Origin of the sequence: Streptomyces sp. CA-249302 (assembly GCF_050936785.1) — a bacterium.
Taxonomy (GTDB): Bacteria; Actinomycetota; Actinomycetes; order Streptomycetales; family Streptomycetaceae; genus Streptomyces.
Window position 1 is genome coordinate 180,971 of sequence record NZ_JBNJMG010000002.1, and the last position, 23,590, is coordinate 204,560.

General features: G+C 71.1%; 18 protein-coding genes and 2 pseudogenes. 9 read left to right on the forward strand and 11 right to left on the reverse strand.

What is annotated here, in order from left to right; translation table 11 throughout:
* Positions 1-273 precede the first annotated feature (273 nt).
* Entirely contained in the window at positions 274-561 is a 288-nt protein-coding gene (locus ACQEWB_RS50515; RefSeq protein WP_432844560.1) for a hypothetical protein, read from the forward strand.
* Between the two features lie 118 nt (positions 562-679).
* Here ACQEWB_RS50515 and ACQEWB_RS50520 read toward each other — a convergent pair whose 3' ends face one another.
* The gene (locus ACQEWB_RS50520) at positions 680-3,844 is read right to left on the reverse strand and encodes a hypothetical protein (protein ID WP_432844561.1); all 3,165 of its coding nucleotides are present in this window, start codon (positions 3,842-3,844) and stop codon (positions 680-682) included.
* A 150-nt stretch (positions 3,845-3,994) separates the two neighbouring features.
* Here ACQEWB_RS50520 and ACQEWB_RS50525 point away from each other — a divergent pair, with 150 nt between their 5' ends.
* Positions 3,995-6,826 (forward strand): dsDNA nuclease domain-containing protein, encoded by a 2,832-nt coding sequence (locus ACQEWB_RS50525; RefSeq protein ID WP_432844562.1) that lies wholly within the window; start codon positions 3,995-3,997, stop codon positions 6,824-6,826.
* 139 nt (positions 6,827-6,965) lie between these two features.
* On the opposite strand, the gene ACQEWB_RS50530 is transcribed toward ACQEWB_RS50525, so the two are convergent.
* The 6 genes from ACQEWB_RS50530 to ACQEWB_RS50555 all read right to left on the reverse strand — a co-directional run bounded on the left by ACQEWB_RS50530 (position 6,966) and on the right by ACQEWB_RS50555 (position 11,905).
* On the reverse strand, positions 6,966-7,700 hold the full coding sequence (locus ACQEWB_RS50530; protein WP_432844563.1) for a threonine aldolase family protein: 735 nt from the start codon (positions 7,698-7,700) through the stop codon (positions 6,966-6,968).
* Positions 7,701-7,715: 15 nt separating this feature from the next.
* Positions 7,716-8,291, reverse strand: coding sequence for a helix-turn-helix domain-containing protein (locus ACQEWB_RS50535; RefSeq protein WP_432844564.1), 576 nt, complete (start codon positions 8,289-8,291; stop codon positions 7,716-7,718).
* A complete protein-coding gene (locus tag ACQEWB_RS50540) occupies positions 8,288-9,010 on the reverse strand; it encodes a metal-dependent hydrolase (protein ID WP_432844565.1) in 723 nt (240 codons plus the stop codon). Before ACQEWB_RS50540 ends, ACQEWB_RS50535 begins: the two co-directional genes overlap by 4 nt.
* A gap of 384 nt (positions 9,011-9,394) precedes the next feature.
* Positions 9,395-9,964: a transcriptional regulator gene (locus ACQEWB_RS50545; RefSeq protein WP_432844566.1), complete on the reverse strand. Its 570-nt coding sequence runs from the start codon at positions 9,962-9,964 to the stop codon at positions 9,395-9,397.
* A 1-nt stretch (position 9,965) separates the two neighbouring features.
* A complete protein-coding gene (locus ACQEWB_RS50550; protein WP_432844567.1) occupies positions 9,966-11,570 on the reverse strand; it encodes a helix-turn-helix domain-containing protein in 1,605 nt (534 codons plus the stop codon).
* Positions 11,567-11,905: a helix-turn-helix domain-containing protein gene (locus ACQEWB_RS50555; RefSeq protein WP_432844568.1), complete on the reverse strand. Its 339-nt coding sequence runs from the start codon at positions 11,903-11,905 to the stop codon at positions 11,567-11,569. The genes ACQEWB_RS50550 and ACQEWB_RS50555 overlap by 4 nt, the downstream gene beginning before the upstream one ends.
* 415 nt (positions 11,906-12,320) lie before the next feature.
* Between ACQEWB_RS50555 and ACQEWB_RS50560 the strand changes: the two genes are divergently transcribed.
* The 3 genes from ACQEWB_RS50560 (at position 12,321) to ACQEWB_RS50570 (ending at position 14,406) form a co-directional block, all read left to right on the forward strand.
* Entirely contained in the window at positions 12,321-12,809 is a 489-nt protein-coding gene (locus ACQEWB_RS50560; protein WP_432844569.1) for a GIY-YIG nuclease family protein, read from the forward strand.
* Between the two features lie 205 nt (positions 12,810-13,014).
* Positions 13,015-13,581 carry a hypothetical protein gene (locus ACQEWB_RS50565; RefSeq protein ID WP_432844570.1) on the forward strand — a complete coding sequence of 189 codons (567 nt, stop codon included), beginning with the start codon at positions 13,015-13,017 and terminating at the stop codon, positions 13,579-13,581.
* Between the two features lie 39 nt (positions 13,582-13,620).
* Positions 13,621-14,406, forward strand: coding sequence for a hypothetical protein (locus tag ACQEWB_RS50570; protein WP_432844571.1), 786 nt, complete (start codon positions 13,621-13,623; stop codon positions 14,404-14,406).
* Here ACQEWB_RS50570 and ACQEWB_RS50575 read toward each other — a convergent pair.
* Both ACQEWB_RS50575 and ACQEWB_RS50580 read right to left on the reverse strand, forming a co-directional pair.
* Positions 14,363-15,478 carry a sensor histidine kinase gene (locus ACQEWB_RS50575; protein ID WP_432844572.1) on the reverse strand — a complete coding sequence of 372 codons (1,116 nt, stop codon included), beginning with the start codon at positions 15,476-15,478 and terminating at the stop codon, positions 14,363-14,365. The genes ACQEWB_RS50570 and ACQEWB_RS50575 overlap by 44 nt on opposite strands.
* Before the next feature lie 166 nt (positions 15,479-15,644).
* Positions 15,645-16,301: pseudogene (locus ACQEWB_RS50580) on the reverse strand (response regulator transcription factor); the annotation flags it as partial.
* A gap of 508 nt (positions 16,302-16,809) precedes the next feature.
* Between ACQEWB_RS50580 and ACQEWB_RS50585 the strand changes: the two are divergent.
* The 4 genes and pseudogenes from ACQEWB_RS50585 (at position 16,810) to ACQEWB_RS50600 (ending at position 21,303) form a co-directional block, all read left to right on the forward strand.
* Positions 16,810-17,001, forward strand: a complete 192-nt coding sequence (locus tag ACQEWB_RS50585) for a hypothetical protein (RefSeq protein ID WP_432844573.1) — start codon at positions 16,810-16,812, stop codon at positions 16,999-17,001.
* A 32-nt stretch (positions 17,002-17,033) separates the two neighbouring features.
* Positions 17,034-18,134, forward strand: a complete 1,101-nt coding sequence (locus ACQEWB_RS50590; RefSeq protein ID WP_432844583.1) for an endonuclease/exonuclease/phosphatase family protein — start codon at positions 17,034-17,036, stop codon at positions 18,132-18,134.
* Positions 18,135-18,371: 237 nt separating this feature from the next.
* Positions 18,372-18,659: pseudogene (locus tag ACQEWB_RS50595) on the forward strand (flavodoxin family protein); the annotation flags it as partial.
* Between the two features lie 700 nt (positions 18,660-19,359).
* Positions 19,360-21,303 (forward strand): tetratricopeptide repeat protein, encoded by a 1,944-nt coding sequence (locus tag ACQEWB_RS50600; RefSeq protein WP_432844574.1) that lies wholly within the window; start codon positions 19,360-19,362, stop codon positions 21,301-21,303.
* A gap of 658 nt (positions 21,304-21,961) precedes the next feature.
* On the opposite strand, the gene ACQEWB_RS50605 is transcribed toward ACQEWB_RS50600, so the two are convergent.
* Positions 21,962-22,378: a SecDF P1 head subdomain-containing protein gene (locus ACQEWB_RS50605; protein WP_432844575.1), complete on the reverse strand. Its 417-nt coding sequence runs from the start codon at positions 22,376-22,378 to the stop codon at positions 21,962-21,964.
* Positions 22,379-22,403: 25 nt separating this feature from the next.
* On the reverse strand, positions 22,404-23,590 hold a 1,187-nt coding region (locus tag ACQEWB_RS50610), incomplete at its 5' end, for a M48 family metallopeptidase (protein ID WP_432844576.1).

A 23,590-nucleotide genomic window follows, 5' to 3' on the forward strand; every position in this document is an offset into this window, starting at 1 on the left:
CCATTGTGCCCGGCGTCTCCGACAACGCCTGGCCCTCGCAAGTCTCACAGCAGGTCACAGCGTGACGGGCAGTTGGAGTCCGTGTCGAGCCGTCCGGCCGTCACTGCCCTGGCCCCCTTAAGAGGGCCATGGAGCTATCGACCGCCTGGCCGGCATCGTCACCGGCGCCTACGCACGCATCGGCACTTTCCGCGGCCGGAGTCCTGGACCCAGGCTGCCCCCACCACCCGCCGCGCACTGCGCCTGCTCAAGCAGGACCAGAGCATCACGGCGGTGGCCGAGGAACTCCACCGCGCCCGTGACGAGACCCTGGTGGGCGACACACGGCCACGCCCGCGTCCGGTCCAGGTGATGAACCTCCACCAGACCAAGGGCCGCGAGGCCGACACCACGATCCTGCTGCTGGCCGACGGCGAGTGGTACGGCAACGAAAGCGAGCCCTTCCCCAACAACTCACGGCTGCTGTACGTCGTCATGACCCGCGCCCGCCAACAGGCGCACCTTGTCGTCCCGGCCAACTCACATCCGCTGTGGGCGCCCCTCATCGCCGCATTGGAATAGCCCTCCCCCGCCCACGGACGCCGCCCGCAGCCGCGTGACCAGCGCGCCGGCGCACATAGCCTCAGAGCCAGTGCGCAGGAAGGGGTCAGCGTGCACGACGAGTCCGGTGCGAAGCGCTCTACGTGGCGTTGGGGTCCGGCAGCCGTGCGGTCCGTCCGGCGGCCTGGCGGACTTGGCGGTGGGCGTCCTGTCGCATCCGGGCGAGCAGGCTGTGTCCATCGGGCAGATTTCGGGCGAGATTGACACGCACGCGCCAGTCGGGGTCGTCAGCGAGGAGGTTCCTGCACAGACTGAGACCGGTGCTGTCGGCGTTGCCGAGGGAGGTCGCAAGGCAGCGGATCCACGGCTGGTGGTGGACGGCCAGAGTGGTCAGCGGGGGCAGAAGGTCCGGTGCGAGGCGGCTGAGGGCCCTCGCGATCAGTCGCGCTTCCGCGTCGGCGGCATGCCGGAGCTGCGTCAGGGCCAGGGTGACGATGCTGTCCGCCGTGGCCGGGTCGGTGCCGGCCAGCCGTGCGGCACTCACCAAGCCCTGCTGGGGCAGCAGAGACGGGCCTGTGCGGAGGCGGAAGCGGTCCAGAGGGTGATCCCGTGTGAGCTCGTCGCCTTGGTCGGCCGTGAGTTCACCGCGGGCAGCCCGCAACGCAATGTCGACGTACGGTTGTTGCTCGTCACGAGGCAGGGCCAAGGCAGCCACGGTCATTGCGTCGAGAACCCAGCGCTGTTCGCCCTGTCCCGTGGGCTCTTGCACCTGTGCGGCGAGCCGCGGCGCCCATGGCGTGAGCACGGTGGGCGGCAGCACCTGTTCGCCCAGCAGGACCAGTTCTGCGGGGCCGAGCTGGAGGCGGTCGCCGGGCTCGGCGCCGGGGTCCCGGTGGAGCCGGCCGGAGATGACCTCACGGCACGCGCCCGGTTCGGCACCTGCCAGCAGGAGCAAGCGCAGTGCGTCGAGGCTCCCTTGGCGTGCTGGTGCCGTGCAGGCATTGGCGACGATCTGCAGGTGACGGCTGAACAGTTTCTCGCCATGGGTGACGACGGTGCTGATGAGGTCGCTGTTGCTCAGCGCGGCCCGGGTCAGCCGTTTTACGGCTGCGGCGGCCAGCGTGTCGTGTGCCTCGGATGCTGCGGCCAGGGCCCACGCCTGTGCCCGCATCGTGGTGAAGCGGGCTGGCGCTGCGGCCGGGTCGGCCAAGGAAGCTGTGCGCTGCGCCTGGGAGAGTGTGGCCGCGGGGGCTAGTTTGGCAAGGGCGCCCCAGGCGGCGTCGGAGAGGGCGATCAGACTGGTTTCACGGGCGGCTTCCGTGGCCACCTCTTGCAGGGCGGCGGCGATCCATGTCCTGGCCGAGCTGTCGGTGAGCGCGTCGGCCATGCGCTCGGTGATGGCGAAGGCGCAGGTGCGTTCCCACGTCGGCCGGCCGGCTAGGTCCTCGGGCGCGGGCCAGTCCAGCGCCTGGGCGGGCAGGTCCGGGAGGAAGGTGCGCACGGCCTTGGCGCTTTCGGCTACACCGGAATTCATGAGGTGGGTCATCGCCGTGGCGGTGTTCCCGACTTTCAAGTGCAGCCGGGCCAGGAGCTGTTCGGCCTCGCACTGGTGCCCCCAACTGCCCATGGCTACGGCACGCCGACGGTACTGCAGCAGGTGCTGGCGGGCATCATGGAACTTCTCTCGTACCAGGTCGAACATGGCCGATGCCCGGGTGTCCTGAAGGGCGGGCAGAACGCTGTCACGGCTGGCCTGGCGCAGGACCTGCTCGAAGCCGTGGGCGCTGAAGATCTTCTCGGGGTCGTCGAGGGCCTGCGGAATGCGGCTGAGGACCAAGCGCTGGGCGGCAAGCCACTCCCCTGCGTCCTGGTGAGTGCGGGCCGCCAGTGCGAGCTCGACCGCGTCGTAGTAGCCGTCGACGGCGCCGTGCATGTCGCCGGTAGTGGCCAGGAAGCGGGCGCGGCGGGCAGCGAGCAGACCACGGACGGGAATCGGGTAGGTGTGGCGGGCGGTGCGGTGCAACTCGCGCCAGGCGTCGCCGCTGGGGTCAGCATCGGCCAGGCAGGCTCGCAAACGGGCGGTGTCCAGGTCGCTGGCGCTGGCGGTCTCGGCGATCGCGGTGAAGTGTTGTGCGCGCTGGGTCACCAGCTCGGTCCGGTGCTGTGCCAGGGCGTGCTCAGCGAACAGTGTGGCTGCCTGGAGCACGCTGGGATCGTCGACCTGTTGGGCGTCGAGGTGTTCGGCGACGTCGTCGAGGGTGACGTGGTGCTCGAATTCGAACTCGGCCAGACTTCCCAGGGTGTTCACTGTGCGGATCAGCGCATCGTCCGCCTCCACGTGCTCGTCCGCCAAGCGGAGCAGGACGGCGCGGGCCTCGAAGGCACGGTCCTCAACCAGGTCGCGGGCCATCCGAGCCACGTCCACCCGCACGGCCGCGTCAGTGTCGCCGGCTTCATGCAGGGCCGCGGCCTGCCGGGCGCGCAGCGCCCGGGCATAGGGACGGTACAGGGTCTGTTCGAGCTGTTCGGCAATCCGGCCGTAAGCGGCGGCGGTCGTCGCGGGATTCTCCGGTCGGGCCTGGTCCGCGGCGGCGAGGTCCCCGTCCAGCCCGAGATGGGCTACCGGCCCGCGCAACAGGGCCTGCGCGTCGGGCCCCTCGTTCGCCTCGGCGGGCGAGAGGATGGGCGCCGGGGGTGCCGGGCAGAACAGCTGGGTGGTAGCCACCCCGAAGAACGCGGTCACTATGTCAGGGTGCGGGCGCAGCAGGTCCGACAGGTGCTTGCGGTTCCACAGCTCGATCTGCAGGTCCGGGTACGTGCCGCGCAGCTCGAACAGCTTCTCGCCGATCTCCGTGCGGATTGCGTCATGGGTGGTGACCACGACCAGCCGGCGTGCTCCGAAGGGCCGCTTGCCCTGCGCGTAGCGGCCCACCGCGTGTTCGAGGTCGTACGGGGTGAACTCCTTCAGGCGTTTGGCCTGGAAGACCGCCGCGTTCCTGCCCGTCACACCGACGACGTCGATGCCGTGCTGGTTTTGCCCCCGCTCTCCGTAGAGCCAGGTCTCCTCCCAGCCCTCCACCCGCCGTACCAGCCACGCCACCAAGTGCTCGACGCTCTCCCACTGCAGGTCTCCGGTGTTGAGCAGGTGCGGCGCTGATACCGTCAACGGCCGCGCCGTCGCCGACGGGGCCGCCAGCAGGCGGTGGTCCCCCTCCATCCTGCGGACCAGCTCGTCGCGCGCCGCTTCCTCGTCAGCCATGGCAGCGACCCTACGGCCCGCCGCTGACAACACCCCGCCCTGCATGGCGGCGGAAGCTGCCCAGCAGACAGGGCAGTCGGCCGCAGCTTCCACAACAGCTCACGGCTGCCCCGGGCCGCGCGGCCTGCACGCACATGCCGGGTTGTCGCTACGCTGCGCCGGAGGAGACCGGCCCACAGAGGGGATCATCGGGGGATGCAGGATCCAGGCCGTCTTCCGGCACCTGACGACACGGGCTCGGCGACCGAGGAGCGTTTCACCTACCAGGCGCAGGCCGCACTCCGTGGGGTGTTGGAGATGCTGGCGGGTGGCGGAGTGCTCCATGTGACGTGCGAGCATTTCGAGGATGTCCTGGTCGCCCGGGCCGACGGCACGGTGTCGGGCGATGTGGCGCTGTGGGACTTCCAGCAGATCAAGTCCTACGAGAAGCAGGACAGTTGGACTTTGTCCAAGGTGCTCCGGAGCAAGGCTCTAACAAGCCTTCTGCGCACCCATCGGGCCCTGCGGGAGCACAGGGACCTTCCGTACGTCCTGACGGTCGGCGTGGAGGGTCCGGTGAGTTCCGAGGCGGATGTGCGGGCCCTCGCGCAGGGACAGGGAGGCGACAGCACGGAGCGGCTGGGCCGGATCGCCAGGCATCTCGATGCGGACGCTGCCGAGACTGCGGAGTTCCTGCGGCTGGTACGCATTGAGGAACTGCCGGACCGTTACGAGCTGGAGCGCCGCAACCGCGATGTGCTCTTCGCCCTGGCCCCGCATCTGCGGGCCGGGGACGTCGAGGTGCTGCACGCGGATCTCCTCAACCGGGTCAGGCTCGCGATGGGCGGGCGTCTGGGACCGCGTTGGCAGGCGCTGGTGACACAGCCCGATGTACCGGAGGCGGTCCTGCGCAAGCGCCTGACGCCGCAAAAGCTCCGCGACGTCACGCTGCAGCTGACCCGCCCGGACCTGGCCGACTACGTGCGCGCGAGCCGGCTCGCAGCACAGACCCATCCCTATCCCGAGGCCGGGCAGGCGGGCGCGCCGTCGCTGAGTTCCGTCTATGTGCCGCAGCGCCTGCACCGGGTCGCCTCGGAGAACGGGCGCAGGCGCGACAGTCCAGCAGATCAGTCTCCCAGCGATGTTGCCGACGCCCCCGCGCTCTTGGGACGCACACCCGTGTGCCTGGTACTTGCCGGCCCGGGCGGCGGGAAGTCCAGCCTCCTGCGCGCGGTGCAGGCCGACTCGGCCGAACGCTGGCTGGCCCGTGAGGACCAGCAGATGCTCGGGGTGACCGTGCCGGCCACAGCGCTGCTCGGCTCTCCCCTGCCACGTGCTTTGGCGGCAGCGGCAACCACACAACTGGCCGCTTTCGCGCTGCAGCAGACGCTGTCCGACGAGCTCTTCCTCAACAGGCCCGCCCCGGGCGCCTGCTGGCTCGTGCTGGTCGACGGACTCGATGAGATCACCGACCCGGACGACCGGCAGAACCTCCTGCGCACCTTGGCCAACTTCGCCGCCAGCCCCGACCCCCTGTACCGGTTCGTCGTAGCCACCCGGCCGCTTCCCGGGAAGGATCTCCGCATCCTGGGCCACGACGTGCCCCGCTACCAGTTGGTGCCCTTCTCCCGCAGTGAACTGTCCAGCGCGGCCCAGCGCATCCTGGACGGCTTGGGGGTGCCCGACTCCCGGGAGGTGGCGGGCCGGTTCGTCCGCGTGCTGGACGACGCGCACCTGACCGGTTTCGCCCGTACTCCGCTCATGACGACGATGTTGTGCCAGCTCTATGCCGCCCATCCCGGGCAGTCACTGCCGGCCACCCGGGGGGCTCTGTACGCGAGATTCACCGACCTGCTGCACCGCCGGATGAGCGGCAGGGACCTGTCGGGTGTGCGGAGCCAGACCGAAGCCGCCCTTGCCCGTTTCGGCCCCGCGGCCGTGTCACGAGCACATGACCTGCTCGATCAACTGCCGGACATGATCGACAGCCTGGCGTATGGCCACCGCGGCGGCGGCATAACGTCTTGGGTCGGCGCGCTGGCCGCCCTGGACAGTGTGCGGCGCCCCCGCGCCGTGCCAGAGGACGACTGGAACGGTTTCCTGGCCTCGGTCCTGGGGCGCAGCGGGCTGCTCACTCGCTCCGGGGACGGTTTCGCCTTCCTCCACCAGACCCTTCAGGAGTACTGCGCTGCCCGCCACCTCGCGCGCACCCCTCTTGCCCATGCCCGTGAGCTCGACCGGCTGCTCGGCCCGTGGGAGGAGGATTGGGGGACGACCCCGTGGGGTGCACCGCTGGACACCGCCTCCTACATCGGCTTCCTCATCGACCCTGGAACCGCCCCGCCTACCGACCCCGCCACTGTGCTCAGGGCCCTGGCGGTGCCCGACAACATCCGCGGGTGCCTGCTGATCGCCACCCAGCTGTCCCTGGGCACCCTGCTCGCCGACACGTGGAAACCGCTGGTCCAGATGGCCGTGCAGGCCATGGCAACAGCAAGCGCGGATGACGACCGCGACGCCACCTCACGCGTCTGGGCGGCGAGCGTGCTGGCGGAACTGGATCTCCAGGAGGGCACCACCGCGCTCGAGACGCTGGTGGACGACCAACTCCTGGACGAGGAGTTCAACGATGACCCGCACAGCCCGGATTTCAGCGACCGCCTTCTGGCAGCCCGCTCCTTGCTGGAGCTGGACCCGGTACGCGGGAGGGACGCCTGCCACCGGCTCGTCCACGACTCCCACCTGTACGGCTCCGTCCGGGTACGAGCCGCTGAAGTACTCCTGACTGCCGGGGACGAACGCGCCCGCCCGGACTTGGAGTACCTCGCCGGAGCAGACATCCATTTCGACGACCGCCAAGACGCGGCGAACCGGCTCGCACCCCTGGACCCTGAGGCGGCAATTCACGCGCTGCACACACTGATCGGCGACTACTGGGGCGACCCGGACTGGCTCGACTGGTGCAGGGACGCCGCCCAGGCACTGACCTATCTGGGCGACCCGCGCGGCCAGCAGATCACTGACGATCTCCCCAAGCCGCAGCCATGATCATCTTCGGCGCACTCCAACACCCCGCTATAGGCGCTCTCACCACAACTGCGGTCGCCTCACTCAATCTGTAAGACCACAGGTCAAACGGCCCGAGCAGGACCTAGAACCCATCTCAATCCATCTGTGGCACCGCAGATCAACGACCGCAACAGCAGTGCGACCTCACAGTGAGTTGGCCGGCGCGTTTGGCTCGGAAGGAGAGTTCCGGGGTGAGGGTGCGGTCGAAGACGATGATGGCGTCGGCGGTCATGGTGCCGTTCTTGGTTGCGCCGAAGGACAGGATGTCGATGCCGGCTTGCCAGGTCAGCTCGGCCGGGGTGCAGCCCAGGGCGGCGACGGCGCCTGCGAAGCGGGCTCCGTCCATGTGGACGCGTAGGCCCGCGTCTTTGGCGGTGCGGGCCAGTTCGCGGATTTCGTCGGGGGTGTAGAGGGTGCCGGTTTCGGTGGCCTGGCTGATGCTGAGTGCGGAGGGTTGCACGCTGTGTACGTCGCCGGTTTTGCGGTGTGCGGCTGTGTGCAGTGCGCCGGGGTCGATGCGGGCGTCGTCGCCGGGTAGGGGGACGAGTTTGGCGCCGCCGGTGTAGAACTCCGGGGCGCCGCATTCGTCGGTGGTGATGTGGCTGTCGCGGTGGCACAGCACGCTGCCCCAGGGTGGGGTGAGGGTGGCCAGGCTCAGGGCGTTGGCTGCGGATCCGGTGGAGCCGGGCAGGATGTCGACGTCGTGTTCGAAGACGTCGGTGAAGCGGGCCCGGGCGCTCGCGGTGAGTTGGTCGGCGCCGTAGGGCAGGTCTTGGCCGGTGGCTGCGGCGGTGACGGCGGTGTTGTCGCTGGTGAATATCCGCCGGGGTGCGGCGGGTGCGGTGATGCTCATGGTTGGTGGTGTCTTTCAGCTGATGATGGGGGAGGCGATGACGACGGTGACGTCGGCCGCTTCCGCGCCGGTGCGGTAGAGGTGTGGGGCGTCGCCGGCGAAGGCGAGGAGGTCGCCGGGGTGCAGGTCGGTGGGGGTGTCGGCGGGTCCGGCGGTGAGGCGGCCGGAGGAGACGAGCAGGTGCTCGGTGGTGCCGGTGGCGTGTGGTACGCCGTCCAGGTGGGTGTCGGGGGGCATGCGCAGGCGCCAGATCTCGAGGCTGTTGCCGCTGCTGATGCGGCGTAGCAGTTCGCGTCCGACGTCGCCGTGGGCCAGGTCGGTGCCGGGCACGAATACCGGGCCGGGGTCGGTGTCCCGGGCCAGCAGGTCGGTCAGTGGGATGCGTAGGGCGATGGCGAGTGCGTCGAGGGTTTCGATGGTGGGGTTGCCTCGCCCGGCCTCCAGCTGTGACAGCGTTGCTTTGCTCAGCCCTGCTCGGCGGGCCAGTTCGGCGCCGCTCATGCCGCGCTGCTCTCGCCGTCGGCTGATTTGCGCTCCGACTGCGATCGCGGTGCTGCTGGCCGGGCGGCGTTCGCCGGTCGGTGGCGTCATGAGCGCTCCTGGTGGGCGGTGTCGGAGGGGCGGACCGGGCTGCGGTGGGTGGCGCTGTAGGAGACGCGGATGCGGCCTTTTTTCATTTTCAGGGTTGGCAGCACGACGTCGGTGAGGTCACCGAGGCTGCGTACGTGGGTTCCGCCGCACGGTGCCGAGTGCAGATCGGCCAGGTGCACGATGCGTCTGTCCTTGGCGTCGTTGTTGCAGGTCACCGGCAGGTCCTGGGCGATGGCTTTCGCGATGTCCGTGCGCAGGGCCTCGGTGGCCTCTTCCCGGCTTTCGGGGCTGTCGAGGCGGGCGTCCGTCGGTGGGGTGAACTCGATCCTGGCCTGGCCGGGGAAGTGGTTGTTCGCGGTGAGCGTCCATCCCTGTGCCCGTCCGGCTGCCTCGATCAGGTGGCCGGTGGTGTGGAGGGCGGCGTGTGCTGTGCGTGTCGGGAGGTGGATGCGGGTCTTGACCGGTTGCCCGACCGAGAAGAGCGGGAGCGGGGTCTGCCCTGTGGCGGTGGCCACGATCAGTGTGGAGTTGTGGTCGCGTACGGGGGTGATCTCGTGGCCGTCGATCCAGCCGCGGTCGGCGGGCTGGCCTCCGCCTTGGGGGTGGAAGAGGCAGTGCTTGACCGCGACCCAGGGGGTGCCGTCGGACTTGCCTATGGCGGCGATGTGGGTGTGGGCCTGTTCTTCGTATGTGTCCGTGTAGTAGGCGGGGATCTGCATGACGCCCTCACTCGATAAGATTGATGAACTCTTCGTTCACTATAACGAACGATAGCGGGTGTCGTGCTCGGCCGTCTGCGCGGTGGCGGACGGGCTCCTCGCCGGTGGCCAGGACGGGGACGGCGGCCGGAGCGGCGCGCCGGCGGGGGTGTCTGGCGCGGGAAGCGGGCGGGCCGGATGCGGTGTTCGCGGCGGCGGCGGACTGGGTAGGGGCCGGTGGTGACGGGGCGCCTGGAGCACCGGTCGCAGGGCCGCCCGCCGGCCCGGTTTCCCGTATGCATGCAGCGAATGCGGGGAAATGCCGGAATCGGGGAAATGGTGCGGCTGGAACGTGCGGCCGGGGAGGCCTTTTCCGGCGGAGGGTTTTCGGCGGGGGTTTTGTTTTCAGGCGGCGAATCCGACCGAGCTGACGTACTCGTATTTGCCCCACTGTGATCCCAGGTTGACCATCTGGTCGATCCATGCGGTGTCGAGTGCCTGGGCGTTCGCCCGGGACCAGGCTTCGATGATGGTGTCCCAGGTGCGGATGTTCAGTCTGCGGTATTCCAGGACGCGCTGGTGGGGGGCGGGGACCTGGGACTGGTCGAGGGGGTGGATCTCCACGCGTGTCCCGCCGTCCGCGTTCAGGCGGCGCAGGAGGTAGCGGGCGACGTTGTGGCGGCGCAGGGTCTGGTAGGCGGTGTCGATTCCGGCTAGGTTGGCCTTGTTGGGGGTGCGCCGGCCGGCCAGCCAGGCCTTGAGGGTGCGGTCGGTGACGGTGACGCCGGCCTCCTCCAGCGCGGTGCGGCCGGCACTGGAACGGGTCAGGTAGCGCAGGCGGGCGAGCAGGCCGCGGCGGGAGGTGACCGGGGAGGCGATGCCTCCGGCCAGGGAGTCCAGGACGCGGGCGGCGGCTTCGCTCCCCCGGGTCCCCCGGGCGCCGTAATGCCCGAAGTCGTGTGTCCTGTCCGGCACGTTACAGCCCCTGCCGTTCGTCTGCGGGGAGGGTGTAGACGTCCTTCACCTTCACCTGGGACACGCCGCGGCCCTCGGTGAACACGCCCCGCCAGTCGCCGGCGACATGGAGCTCGTCGGTGCCCATGACCCGCATCACGGACAGTCCTGCCGTGTGCGCGCGGTGCGCCTTCAGCCACAGGTTCACGAATGCCTGCGAACGGATGATGTGCATCCAGTCGGGCCGGTAGATGGCCCTGTTGAAATTCGACTCTCCCATGGTGGACACGAACTTAGAATACATTGATTTCACGTATTCCAGGGTGACTTCGTCGTTTTCGGTGATGGCTTTCTCGCGGGCATCGCGCAGGATCTGACGGAATTTCTCGAAAAGCTGTTCCGTCGATCCCGAGGTCCATGACTCGTGAATGACCGGCGGATCGCACAGCCGGCCGTACGCGTCGGTGGCCAGGCGCTGCAGGAGGCGCAGGACGGGCTCGGTGACCCAGACCGGGCCCGGTTCCTCCCTGCTGCCCAGAGGGTTCGGCAGGAGGGCGCCGTGTTCCCAGTCCGGCGGGGTGATGAGGTGGATCCCCGCGCGGCGGCGGGAGTGCGCGCCGCCGGTGGAGTATTCCAGGGCGCCGAGCGGGAGATGCGTCTTGAGCGCCGACAGATAGGCGCCGTTGATGTCGAGCGCGGTCACCTCGCAGCCGTCCGGCGGGGCATCCGGGCGCGTCCAGTGCGGGCGTGCCTCCCACACGTCGTCCGCGCCGTGGGCGGACTTCCTGCGCAGGATGTCCGGCAACGGGGGGTGGCCCACCACGTCGTAACGGGCGTTGATGCGGCACGCGTCCAGCAGGGCCATCGCGTCCGGGATCGCCCGGCGCTGCAGCGCCGCGGCCGCCGCCCTCACATCACCGCCCTGCGCGGCCATGGTCTCCTCGACCGCCCGCTGGACCAGATCCGGGACACGGCCCCCCGGCCGCCCCTGCCTCGGCTCGGGCTTCGGCTCGGGCTCGGGCTCGGGCTCGGGCTCGGGCGATGCAGGAGTGACCGGGGCGGGAGCGCCGAAAGCGGGGGCCGGGGCGGGCTGGGGGGTGCGGGCGGAGTCCGGGGTGAGGGGTGTTGGCGCAGACGGGGACGGGGTGGTGGGGGCGCAGTCGGCCGGGTCCAGGTGCTGCGGGTAGCCCTCGACGTGCTGGGTGGCCGGGGCCCCGCACAGGACGCAGGGCCGCGGGGCGGGCAGCAGCTGGTCGTCGTCCGCCACGGCCGCACCAGGAGCACCGGAGGCACTGGGGGTACCAGGGGTACCGGGGGTTTGGGGGGCGGGAGTTGGAACCGGGACGGCGGGAACGGACGCCCCGGGGGTGGGGGGTTGGGCCGGGGGGCGCAGTTTCTCCTCGGCGGATCTGAGGAAGTAGGCGTACTTCTCACGGACATCGCCGCCCGGGTCGCGTCCCTTCTCCCAGCCGCTGACCGTGGAGGGGCTCACCCCCAGCGCCTGGGCGAGCTGGGCGCGCGAGACGTTCAGTTCCTCCCGCAGGACACGCCGCCGGCCGGCCGGGGGCAGCTCGCTCGGGCGGCCGGCGCCGGCCAGCAGGGCGTCGATCGCGCCGAAGTCGCTCACTGCGCCCCTCCCCTGGCGTCCGCGGGGGCCGTGCGCCCGCGCCGGGGAACAGCCGTGTGGCGGCCGGGGGCGGTGTGCGGGGCGCGGCGCCGCTGCGGGGCCAGGGCGTCGCACGCCCGGGTCGGGCCGGCCAGCAGATCCAGGACGTCGATGCCGTAATGCGCCGCCAGCGCCTCGCAGTCGTCCAGACTCCATGCCGCACCGCCCGACTGACGGCGGCTGATCTGTGTCTGGCTCACCCCCAGTCCGGCGGCCAGATCCGCCTGCGACTCCCCCGTGATCCGCATCAACGCAGCCGCAGCCGCCCGCACCCGCTCACCCAGCGTCAACCTCACACACCCCACCCTAAACCCGCCATGCACATACGGCCCGCATGTTGCCCATAACGCATGAACCCTCGTGAGGGTGAGGCGGGCGGTCGTCCTGCGCGGGCCGGGCCCCGACTCGGCACCGGGTCGCGGCGGCCGTCTCCGGCCGGGTGCGTGGATGCGAGGCGGCCGGAGAGAACCGGACAGACACGGCCGGCGGTGCCGGCCGGCGCACCACCACCACCGTCGGCGGCGGCACTGTCGGACCCGCGTGAGAGCGTCGGGGGAAACAGTCACGAGGAGACGCGGCGCGCGGCCGGGGCCGGCCCGGTGGGCCGAGGGTGCCCGGGCACACCGCAGCGGCCCTTGGCGCCGGCGCGGCCGGGCACGCCGTATCCCGGACCGGCCTCCCGCGCAGGCGGGCGGGGCGAGGAGGGGCGTCATGACCCACGCCGACACGCAGTTCCTGCGCGGCCTCTTCGACGAGGAGGGCAGCCTCCACGCCGCGGGGCGCACCGCCCTGTACCGGCTGTACGGCGTCGAGGGCCTGCTCTATGCCGGCATCTCCGTCTGCCCGCTCACCCGGGTACGGACCCACCTGCGTGAGCAGCCCTGGGCCGCCGACGTCATCGCGGTACGGATCGACTACCCCCGCGACCCGGAAGCGGCCGAACGCGCAGCCATCCACGCCGAACACCCCCGGCACAACGTGGTCTTCAACGGCCCGCTGCCGCCCCCGCCCCCGGACCGCACGTCACGGCTCAGGGCCCGGCTGGCCCAGGCCCGCCGGGAACTGGACGGCCTCGAGAACGCCGTACCCGAATCGGCCGCCCATCTGCGGCTGATCCTGCGCGGGATCCAAGCGAAACAGGCAAAGATCGCCAAGCTGGCCGGGGAACTCGACAGACTCCACCACACCCCGCCCTCATAGCCCCCCCCCGGACCCGGCCCGACCCCGACCCGACCCCGACCTGACCCCGCTCCGGCTCCGGCTCCGGCTCCGGCTCCGGCTCCGGCTCCGGCTCCGGCTCCGGCTCCGGCTCCGGCCAGAACGACCCGCGCACCGCACCGACGCCCGCCCGTGCCGGCCGGGGAGTACGGCCGCAGCACAGGAAGCGGCTGAGAGCCTGTCCCCCATGACGGACAAGGCCGGCGGGCCCGAGGGAGACGCGGTCCGGCCCGGCAGGTATGCGCGGGTGGAGCGGGAGAGGCGGTTCCTGCTGGCCGAGCCGCCGCTGCCGTCGTCGGTGACCGCCAGCCGCGTGATCACCGACCGGTATCTGCCGGGCACGCGCCTGAGGCTGCGGCGCGCCGAGTTCCGCGACGGCCGCTGCGAGCTCAAGCTCACCCAGAAAGTCCCCCTCCCCCGGCCCGGCAGCGTCCAGGGCCTGATCACGAACACGTACCTGTCGCCGGCCGAGTACGAACTGCTCGCCTCACTGCCGGCCACGCTGCTGTCCAAGACCCGTCTGAGCGTCCCTCCCCTGGGCGTCGACGTCTTCGACGGCCGCCTGCAGGGTCTGGTGCTCGCCGAGGCCGAGTTCACCACCGACGAGGAAGCACAGTCCTTCGTGCCTCCCCCCGCGTGCGTGGCGGAGGTGACCGATGACGCCCGCTTCACCGGCGGGCGCCTCCTGAAAACCTCCCGCCGGGAACTCCTCGGATGGCTGGCCGCGTACGGCATCCATCCCGCCGGTTGCTGACCCTGCGCTCCGCGAAGCGGCACCGCAACGCAGCTCGTCGTGCTCGTCGTGCTCGTCGTGCTCGTCGTGCTCGTCGTGCTCGTCGTGCTCGTCGTGCTCGTCGTGCTCGTCGTGCTCGTCGTGCTCGTCGTGCTCGTCGTGCTCGTCGTGCTCGTCGTGCTCGTCGTGCTCGTCGTGCTCGTCGTGCTCGTCGTGCTCGTCGTGCTCGTCGTGCTCGTCGTGCTCGTCGTGCTCGTCGTGCTCGTCGTGCTCGTCGTGCTCGTCGTGCTCGTCGTGCTCGTCGTGCTCGTCGTGCTCGTCGTGCTCGTCGTGCTCGTCGTGCTCGTCGTGCTCGTCGTGCTCGTCGTGCTCGTCGTGCTCGTCGTGCTCGTCGTGCTCGTCGTGCTCGTCGTGCTCGTCGTGCTCGTCGTGCTCGTCGTGCTCGTCGTGCTCGTCGTGCTCGTCGTGCTCGTCGTGCTCGTCGTGCTCGTCGTGCTCGTCGTGCTCGTCGTGCTCGTCGTGCTCGTCGTGCTCGTCGTGCTCGTCGATATTCATCGGTACTCGTCGGTGCCGATCACGCGCATCCGCCCGTGTGGCATCCGGAGCCGCCGGCAAACACCTCCCGGAGGAACAGGCACGGCCGGGCGGGGCAGGGCACGGCGGCCCGGTGTCTTGCCGGGGCCAGCCCGGGGCCGTCGCGGGGCCGGTCTTCCCGCGCCCTGCGGGGCCCGGAACGGGGTTCTTGCCCGCGCCGGGTGCGGGCGGGCCGCGGGAGGCCGGGCGCAGCGGGTGCCCGGGCTGTTCACCTGCCGGCGGGCGGGGCGGGGGCGGGCAGTTCCACCGTGACGCGGATCCCGCCGGCAGGGCGCGGGGCGAGGGTCAGGGTGCCCTCGTGCGCGGCGGTGATGGTCTTCACGATGGCCAGTCCCAGGCCGACACCCGCGTGATCGGTGTGGATACGCCCGGTGCCGCGCCTGAACGGCTCCGTCAGCCCCGCCACCAGCTGCGGGGAGAGGCTCTCGCCGGTGTTCTCCACCGTCAGCACCGCGGCCCCGGGGCGGACAGCGGTGGCCACCCACACCGTGCCCTTCCCGGGCAGGTTGTGGACGATCGCGTTGTGCACGAGGTTCATGGTCAGCTGCAGCAGCAGCGCCGGCGAACCGGACGCGGAGGTGACCGTGGCGCCGCCGCTGTCCAGGGTGATGCCGTGCTTCTGCGCCAGCGGCCAGAGGGTCTCGGCGGCCTCCTCCGCCAGCAGGGACAGATCCACCCGCTCCGGGGTGAAGGACCGCTGCTCCGCCCGGCCGACCAGGAGCAGCGCCTCGGTCAGGGCGATCGCCCGCGCGTTCACCGCCTGCAGCCGCTCCACGAGCTCGCCCGTGTCACAGCCCGGATCCGCACGGGCCACATCCAGCAGCGCCTTCGAGACCGCCAGCGGAGTACGCAACTCGTGCGAGGCATTGGCCGCGAACCGGCGCTGCTCGGCGACGTGTGCCTCGAGGCGGGCGAGCATCGCGTCGAAGGCGTCGGCGAGTTCGCGGAACTCGTCCCTGCGGCCCGGCAGCCGGATGCGGTGCGCCAGCGACCCGTGCGTGGCCCGGCGGGTGGCGTCCGTGATCCGGGCCAGCGGGGCCAGCATCCGGCCGGCCAGGATCCATCCTCCCACCAGGCCGAACACCAGCAGGAACGCCAGCACCGCGGCCGCCCGCGGAGCGAACACCTCCAGCAGCACCGACCGGATGGGAAAGACACCGTTCGTGTCGCTCTCATCGTGGCTGATCAGCGTCGCCCGGTCGGGGACGTAGCGCAGCAGGAACACCCACACCGCCGCCAGCAGCAATCCACCGGCCAGCATGAGAAACCCGGCGTAGCTGAGGGTGAGCCTGAGGCGGACGCTCAGACCAGGGGGCCTATCCACCGTCCGCCCCGCCCTGCCCGGCCCGCGGCGTCCGCCCGCGCCCGGCCCGCCCGGCCTGGTGCGGGGCCCGCCCCTGCCCGGCCTGCAGGGCAGGAGCGAGTGCGGCCTGCGGGGCTTGAGCGGCGGGTGCGGCCTGCGGGGCAGGGACGGCGGGTGCGGTCCGTGGTGTGTCGATGCGGTAGCCGACGCCCGCCACCGTCGCGATCAGCCACGGCTCGCCCAGCCGCTTGCGCAGGGCCGAGACCGTGATCCGGACGGCATTGGTGAACGGATCGGCGTTCTCGTCCCACGCCCGCTCCAGCAGTTCCTCGGCACTGACCACACCGCCCTCCGCGGCGACCAGCACCTCCAGCACCGCGAACTGCTTGCGGGTCAGCGCGACATAACGGCCCTCCCGGAAAACCTCCCGGCGGAACGGGTCCAGCCGCAGACCCGCGATCTCCCGCACCGGAGGCCTGCTATAGGCACGCCGACGATCCAGCGCCCTGAGCCGCAGCGCCAGCTCCACCAGCTCGAACGGCTTCGTCAGATAATCGTCGGCACCGAGTTCGAACCCCGAGGCCTTGTCGTCCAGACGGTCCGCCGCGGTGAGCATCAGGATCGGCATACCGCTGCCGGAGGCGACGATACGCCTGGCGATCTCGTCACCCGACGGCCCGGGAATGTCGCGGTCCAGGACCGCGATGTCGTAGGCGTTGACGCCCAGCAGCTCCAGCGCGCTCTCGCCGTCCCCCGCGACATCCGCCGCGATCGCCTCCAGACGCAGACCGTCACGGATGGCCTCCGCCATGAAGGGCTCGTCCTCAACGACCAACACACGCATGCCCCCGATGCTACGAGCCGGTACCTATCGCCGGCGTATCGGAAACCGGATACGCCGGCGCAACACCCCACCGCCTTCACTGACGGCATGACCACCCCGGCCACCACCACCCGCACCCCACCGGCACACCGGCACGACCGACCGCCGGCCTCCCCGGCCACACTGGCCGCACCGCCCCTCGCGCCCTCCGCACCCGGCACCGCGGCGGGCCCGGCACGACCGACCGCCGCCAGCCTGCGCGCGGCACAACCGCCGTCGACTGCGACGTCCCGGCCGTAACCAGACCCGTTCCGGAACCGCTCACCACCCCCGCGCCTCCCCGGCCGCCTTCCCGACGGCATTCCCAGCCGCGTGCGGGGTGTGGCCGCGGTGGCCGGGGTGGCCGCCCGGCGGGCGGCTTCGGCCCGGGCCCCGGCCCCGGCCCGGGCCCAGTACGGGGCCCGTAGCGGGCGATGGCCTCGCCCAGCAGCCGGTCCTGGTAGGGGGGTGAGTGCCGGCTGCTGTTGACGTGGGACACGGTGTGGCCGCCGGCGGCACCGGGCGCTGCGACGCGGCCGCGGGGCTGCCCGCACACGGCGCCGGTCACGGGCTGCGCCGGATCCACCGCACCGAACCCCACCACCAACACCGGCCCGGGCGACCGACGACGGCTGCCGCATCGACGCCGACCCCCGCCCAGGACCCGAGGACGCAGAAGTGACCAGCAGTGAACCAGGACCGGCCGTCACCCACATGGACGCGGACGTGGACGTGGCGCAGACCGGGCCGGACGGCGCCGGCCACCCAGGCACCGGCACCAGCACCAGCACCGGGGCCGGGGCCGGGCGCGCGGGCATCCGCCGGGCCCTCCGCCCCGCCGCCCTTCCAGGGCCCTTCAAACGCGGCCCGCTCCCGGCGGCCCTGGCGCTGCTGCTCGGCCTGCTCCTGGCAGCCCACGCACACATTCCCAACCGGACCGGCAACCTCGGCAGCCTGGCGGAGACCTTCCTGCCGTGGTTCGGCCTGTTCATCCCCCCGCTCCTGGCCGGGGCGCTGTGGCGCCGCTCCGCCACCGCCCTGCTCGCGCTGCTGCTCCCGGCCACGGTGTGGCTCAACCTGTTCGGCACGCTCCTGACCGACAAGTCCCACCCCGCCGGCGGCCTCATCCTCGTCAGCCACAACGTCGGCGCCGACAACCCCGACCCCACCGGCACCGCCCACCGCCTGGCCGCCTCCCACGCGCGGCTGCTGGCCCTGGAGGAGATCACCCCGCAGGCCAAACCCCTCTACGAGAAAGCACTGGCGAAGACATACCCCTACCACACGGTCCTCGGCACGGTCGGACTGTGGAGCACCCTGCCCCTCTCCCACACCCGCCCGGTCGACATCGAACCCGACTACGGCCCCCTCGCCGCCACCAAACCCGCCGACGTCAAACTCGCCTACAACCGGGCCCTGCGCACCACCGCCGCCACCCCCCAGGGCCCGCTGGCGGTCTACGTCGCCCACCTCGGATCCGCCCGCCTCACCCCCAGGGCGGGCTTTACGACCACCTCGAGGGACAGAGGCGCACAGGCCCTCGCCCAGGCCGTCGCCGCCGAGCCCGTCAAACGGCTGGTACTGCTCGGCGACCTCAACGGCACCATGGACGACCGCGCCTTCACCCACCTCACCACGCAACTGCGCCCGGCCCAGACCACGGCCGGCGACGGCTTCGGCTTCACCTGGCCCGCACCCTTCCCCATAGCCCGCATCGACCACATCCTCACCCGCGGCGTCACACCCGACAGCTCCTGGGTCCTGCCCGCCACCACCAGCGACCACCTGCCCATAGCCGCCACCATCACCTGGTGAAAGGTTCCGACAGGCTCGCAGGTGACTCGACGGGAGGAGCGGTACCTGGCGGTTGACAGGCGCGGCATGGCCCTGGCCATCATGGTCATCAAGTTCCCCCGCAGCGTCGCCGCACGACAGTGTCTCCGCCCGCGGCCGGCTGTTCCGCCTGCGCCTGCCCCATCCCGAACTCACCGTCGCCCGGGCGGACTCCGCTTGCGGCGCAACCCTCGTCGGCTGGTCCCTCCCTTCCTCGGCATGAACGTCCTCTACAGCCTGCAGCACCTCGGCTACGCCATCCCCCAGGCGGACGCCGGATCGATCGGCGAGGCGGCCCGGCCCTCGTACCCCGACCCCGACCCCGGCTCCGGCTCCGGCGGTCCGGAGAACAGGTTCATCAACCTCAACACCACCTTCATGACCTGGAACCTGCTGCACCTGGCCCGCGCGCTGAAGGATCTCGGCGGTATCCCCGCCTACGGCAACCAGCGCACCGCCCGGGACGCCCACTGCCACCGTGACCACGAGAACCCCGAGCACCGGTAGGACGCCTGCACCGTTTCCTTGACGTGCCGAGGTTCCGCCCGCAGGGTGAGCCTGGCACGCGGGGAGCGGGGGACATGAGCGAGTTCGACCGGATCTTCGATCCGCAGTACACGGCGACCGAGTTGTTCACCAACCGGGTCGACGAGCACACGGCGTTCACCACGGCCCTGCCGCACGGACGTCGAGGCGGTGCGCGACGGCTCGGCGACGCTGGGCCACACCGCTCGCCGGAACGTGGTCTCCTTCTACGGCGTGGGCGGCATCGGCAAGACCGAGCTGTCGCGGCGGTTGGAGTCCTGGTGCACCGGAGAGTCGGAGGATCCCGAGGGCTGGGGGGAACTGTCGCCCGATCCGCCCCTCGACCAACCGCCCCGCACCGTACGCGTCGACTTCCACGGAAGCCGCGTCGTCAGCCCGGTGGACATCGTTCTGCGACTGCGCGCGGCGGTCGCCGGCAGACGGCGGCGCTTCCCCGCGTTCGATCTCGGTCTCGCCGCCTGGTGGTCGCTGGCACGTCCGGGGACCGCACTGCCGGACCTGGCCGCCGCCGGCTTCGATGTGCGAGGACAAATCACCGACACACTGAACGACGTCTTGAGCGACGCCGGTGCCACGTTCGGTCTGGGGCCGCTGACGGTGCGCACCGGGGTCCGTATCGCCGAGGCCGTCCGGGAGAAGCGGCTGCGCAGCCGCACCCTGCGTGAGTGCGCCCCCCCTGCTGCACATCGTCAACCAGGCCCAGCAGGACCCGTCGGACTACGTCGCCGCGACGCTCGCCGGCCTGCTCTCCTGGGATCTGGAGAACCTTCCGGCGCCCCAACGTCCCGTCACCGTGGCGTTCGCCGACGCCGCGGAGTACGTCCAGGGGGACGACCGTACGCAGGAGCGTCTCTTCAACCGCATCGTGCACCTCACGCCCGGCACCCTGTGGGTGGTCACCTCGCGCAACCGGCTGGACTGGGGCACCTCCCACGTCCACCAGTTACTCCCCGCGGCAGGCCCGCACATCTGGCCCGGCCTGTGGTTGGGCGCGCAGGAAGACCCACGTCAGCATCTCGTGGGCAATCTCTCCGACGTCGACGTGGAGCACTACCTCCGTGCGGCGTCCGGCTCAGGGGGCAATCCGGAACAGACCGCGGACGTCATCGACAATATCCGGGCCGGCGCCCACGGCCTGCCCCTCTATCTCAGCTATCTCAGCCTGTCGCTGTCCATGGCCCGCTCCTCGGGCGGCGGCCCGCCCGCCGCACACTCCTTCGGAGGGCCGCTACCGGAGCTCGCCACCCGCGTGTTCGCCAACCTGCCCCAGCAGGAGCGCGAACTGGCCCGGGCCGCGAGCCTGGTGCCGCGCTTCGACGAACGCCTGATCTCCCAGGCCGCCGGTGCACTGACCGGTGACGCCCAACGGCTGTGCCGACGCACCCTCGTCACCCAGGACGACCACCCGGTCTTTCCCTACCGGCTCCATGACGCGGTCCGCTCGGCCATCGCTCACGAGCCCGTCAGCAACCCCGGAGCGTGGGCGCCGGACGACCGGAACGCCATGGCGAGGCAGTTGCTGGAAGCCCTTCGCCATCGCAGCGAGGCTCTGCTGAGCGACAGCGAGCGGCGTCTGGACGTACGGGAGGTGGCCGTCGGCCTCTGCGCCCGGCACGATCTCACCGCCACCTGGCTGGCGGACGCGCTCGCCGCCCTGCCCGGCTTCGCCAAGACCGCCGACCGATTGCCGCCGCCCACCCACGACACCTGGACAGGACAGGTTTCCGGCATCTACGAGGCATGGCGCCAGGGACGCGGCAAGCGTGAACGCATCGCCTACCTGGAGGACTTCCTCTCCCGCCCTCTACTAAGCGGCATCCGCCGCCGCGCCAGTCTCCGGCTCGCCTACGTCTACCGGGACGGCGACCCGCACAACGCGCTGCGCGTCCTGCGGGCACTGCTGCAGGAGGACCCGGACTCGGACCTCCTGCGGTACCAGGTGGCGCGTACGCTGCGCGCGCTGGGATCGTACGAGGAACTGGAGCGGCATCTGGACCGCTGTCCGCTCCTGGACCCGACGACATCCCTGCGGACCAGCAGCGATCTCGCCTTCGACCGCGGTCTGCTCGACGAGGCCATCACGGGATCGGTCATGCGCGCCCAGGCCCTTCGAGCCCGGGGGCAGCACCGTATCGCCCTGGAGAACGAGGCCGCCGCCCTCTGGCGCCGGGTCCTCCACGGCCACGCCACACCCGACGAGTGCGACACCCTACTGGCCGACGCCGACCAGTACGGTGAGCCGCTCGCGATGCGGACGGCCCTGACGGCCAAGTCCCTGTGCGTCGGCGGTGACCACACCGCCGCACTGGAGCTCCTGAGGGAAACGCAGAGCCTCGTGGACGCGCGAGGACAGCAAACGGGCTGGCGCGAGTGGACGAGCCGACTCATCCTCGCCCTGCGTCAGGACGACCGCGCCGCCCTGGACGAACTGCACGGGACCTGGCTCGCGACGGACAGGCCGTGGAGCCCGAACTACCAGCTCCTGGACCGTTTCTTCGTCTTCGCCGGCTACCCCGCCCGCTACCCGACCCCGCGGATCACCACGGCCGAGGAACCCTCTGTGGCCGACCAGCGCTGGCACACACTCATCGAAGCGCTCACCTGAGACCGCAGCTCCTTCTCGATCGCCGCGCGTGCGAGGGCCACGGTGAAGTGCGACTTGTCAGTGCCGGACGGGCCGGCCAGCACCAGATTCTCGGCGCCCAGTTCCCACGGCGACCGCCGCAGCAGTTCCCGGGTCGCCTCAAGGCCCGCGGGGACAGCAGCTCGCGCACGCCCGATCCGGGTCATCCAGTCGCTCCCCGCACGCCAGAACTCCTCGTCCTCGCCACGCAGGCGGCACGCGCGTGCGCCTGGACGAAGACCGCCTTCGCATCCGGGAGGAGTTCGGCCTCAAGACGCTGCGACCCGCGCCCTTGTTCTCATCGGCCGCCTCGCCGCGTAGCCCAGGGTTGCGCAGGACACCGTCAACGGCGTGCTGCGTACCGTCAACAGCCATCTGGGCCGCATCGAGGTGCTGACGCACAAGGAGTTCCTGGACCACGCCGAACGCGGACTCGGGGATGGTAGGAGGACGGTCACCCGACGCCAGCCCCGCTCACCGAACCGCCAGCTCAGCACTTCCCCGCAGGCGAGCTACACCCATGTCCGGAATCCGTGCCATTGGACGCGGACGACAAGCTCCTGGCCAGTAGCCCCCCGGGGCGGCTCGATCCGCCTGTAGGACAGGTCGCCGCAGGCAGGACCGGCGACCGCAGCGACGGCTATCCCCCGTGCGGGGAGACGGTCCCGGTGATTTTGAGCGTCACCGGCAAACTCCCCGAGGCGATCAAGCCCGCCAGGTCCTGCGCCTCGTCGCGGGTCAGCCCGCCGGAGACCTCCACGGTGCCGCCGGTCAGCGCCCGGCTGACGTACGGATCGGAGATGACCTCGCCGTCCAGGACGACGGCGAACTCGTTCTGCAGGGACTGGTTCTGCGGGGACTGGTTCCGGGCCAGCCGGCCGGTGATCTCCGCAAACTCCCTGGTGCCCTCGGCCGTGAAGTGCACCTGGACCGCCCAGCCCGCAGCCGTCTGGGTATTGAAGACGGCCTTGGCCTGTTCGACGTCCCTGCCATCGACCGCGTCAGGGCCCAGGAGATACTTCTGCCACTGGCCCTGCGCTGTCTTGCCGCAGGCCACGCTCGCGTCGCCCGGTCGGACGCCCTCATCGGCGATCCCGGCGCGGCTGCGTCGGCTTGGTGCAGTCGAGCGCAGCGTACTGCGCCACGAGCCTGCCGGACGCGGCGCCGGAAGGGCTGCCGGCCGCGGACGGGGAGGCACTGGCGGAGGCGCTCGCACCGGCGAACGGCGTGGAGTCGGCCGTCAGGTCATCGGTGACCGCGTGACCCTGTTCGGTGGAACTCGCCCAAGGGCTCGCGGAGCCGGAGGCGGACGGGACCGCCCCGGCGGCCTTACCCGCAGCACCGGCGGAGGCACTCGGCGACCGGATAGCCGTCTCGATGCCGCCGGAGACCTCGGTCGCGATGACCGGGCGGAAAACCAGCACGGCTCGGCTCGCCAGCTTCTTCAGACGCTCAGGCTGCACAAGCCGGCGTCCGCCGTCCCCCGAGGCGGAGGCGGAAAATTGGCGCTCACGCACCTCGACCCGAGCTCCTTTGACACCCAGATCCGCGGTACGGCGCCGCAACTGCTCGGCGACCGCGGCCACCTGGTCGTCGGTCAGCGGCCGCGTCGGGGCGAGCACGATCCCGTACCTGCTGTCCGCTGCCGTAGGGGCACCGGGCGCAGAAGACGCCTGGGAAGATGCGACCGAGGCAGCGTCCGGGTTTTGGATGATGCCGCCGACCGTGGCCGCAACGAAGAAGCCGCAGACGAGGACGGCGCACAGACACGCGAGCACCGGGCCCGCTGTGCCGTGTGTCAGCCGCGCCCCTTGAGTGTCCTGCGCGAATCGCCGCAGCTGTTCGGCCCGCCTCCAGGACGCGGGATGGGTCGAGAACAGATCGCGCCAGCGTCCCCTGAGTTCACGTGCTGGCGCGATGCACAGGCTCTGCAGCCGGCCACCGGCCGGGCCCAGCCCCGTCTCCGCCTGCTCGAGCTTGCTCAGGGCCGCTTCGAGGGCCAGCGGTTTGCCGGTGACCTGGGCGGCAGTCGCGTCCGCCATCCACTCCCGTTGCCGGGTCAGGGCACGGTCAGCAAGCCATGCCGTGCCGAACCAGATTTTGATCAGCACGAAGGACAGCAGCCAGCAGCACCAAAAGGCGATCCAGAACACCAAGCGCAGCGGCCCCACCACCGGATCATCCCGGTCCTGCTCACTGCCCTTCATGACCGCAACGCCCAGAAAGCGAACCGCTCCCGCCACAAGGTTGCCGATGCGGTACATGAACA

Excerpts from the sequence above, each read along its gene's own strand:
- ACQEWB_RS50540 (WP_432844565.1), bottom strand. The coding sequence starts at position 9,010 with ATGCAGATCCCCGCCTACTACACGGACACATACGAAGAACAGGCCCAC.
- ACQEWB_RS50520 (WP_432844561.1), bottom strand. The coding sequence starts at position 3,844 with ATGCAGGGCGGGGTGTTGTCAGCGGCGGGCCGTAGGGTCGCTGCCATG.
- ACQEWB_RS50560 (WP_432844569.1), top strand. The coding sequence starts at position 12,321 with ATGACCCACGCCGACACGCAGTTCCTGCGCGGCCTCTTCGACGAGGAG.
- ACQEWB_RS50535 (WP_432844564.1), bottom strand. The coding sequence starts at position 8,291 with ATGACGCCACCGACCGGCGAACGCCGCCCGGCCAGCAGCACCGCGATC.
- ACQEWB_RS50565 (WP_432844570.1), top strand. The coding sequence starts at position 13,015 with ATGACGGACAAGGCCGGCGGGCCCGAGGGAGACGCGGTCCGGCCCGGC.
- ACQEWB_RS50530 (WP_432844563.1), bottom strand. The coding sequence starts at position 7,700 with ATGAGCATCACCGCACCCGCCGCACCCCGGCGGATATTCACCAGCGAC.
- ACQEWB_RS50525 (WP_432844562.1), top strand. The coding sequence starts at position 3,995 with ATGCAGGATCCAGGCCGTCTTCCGGCACCTGACGACACGGGCTCGGCG.
- ACQEWB_RS50590 (WP_432844583.1), top strand. The coding sequence starts at position 17,034 with ATGGACGCGGACGTGGACGTGGCGCAGACCGGGCCGGACGGCGCCGGC.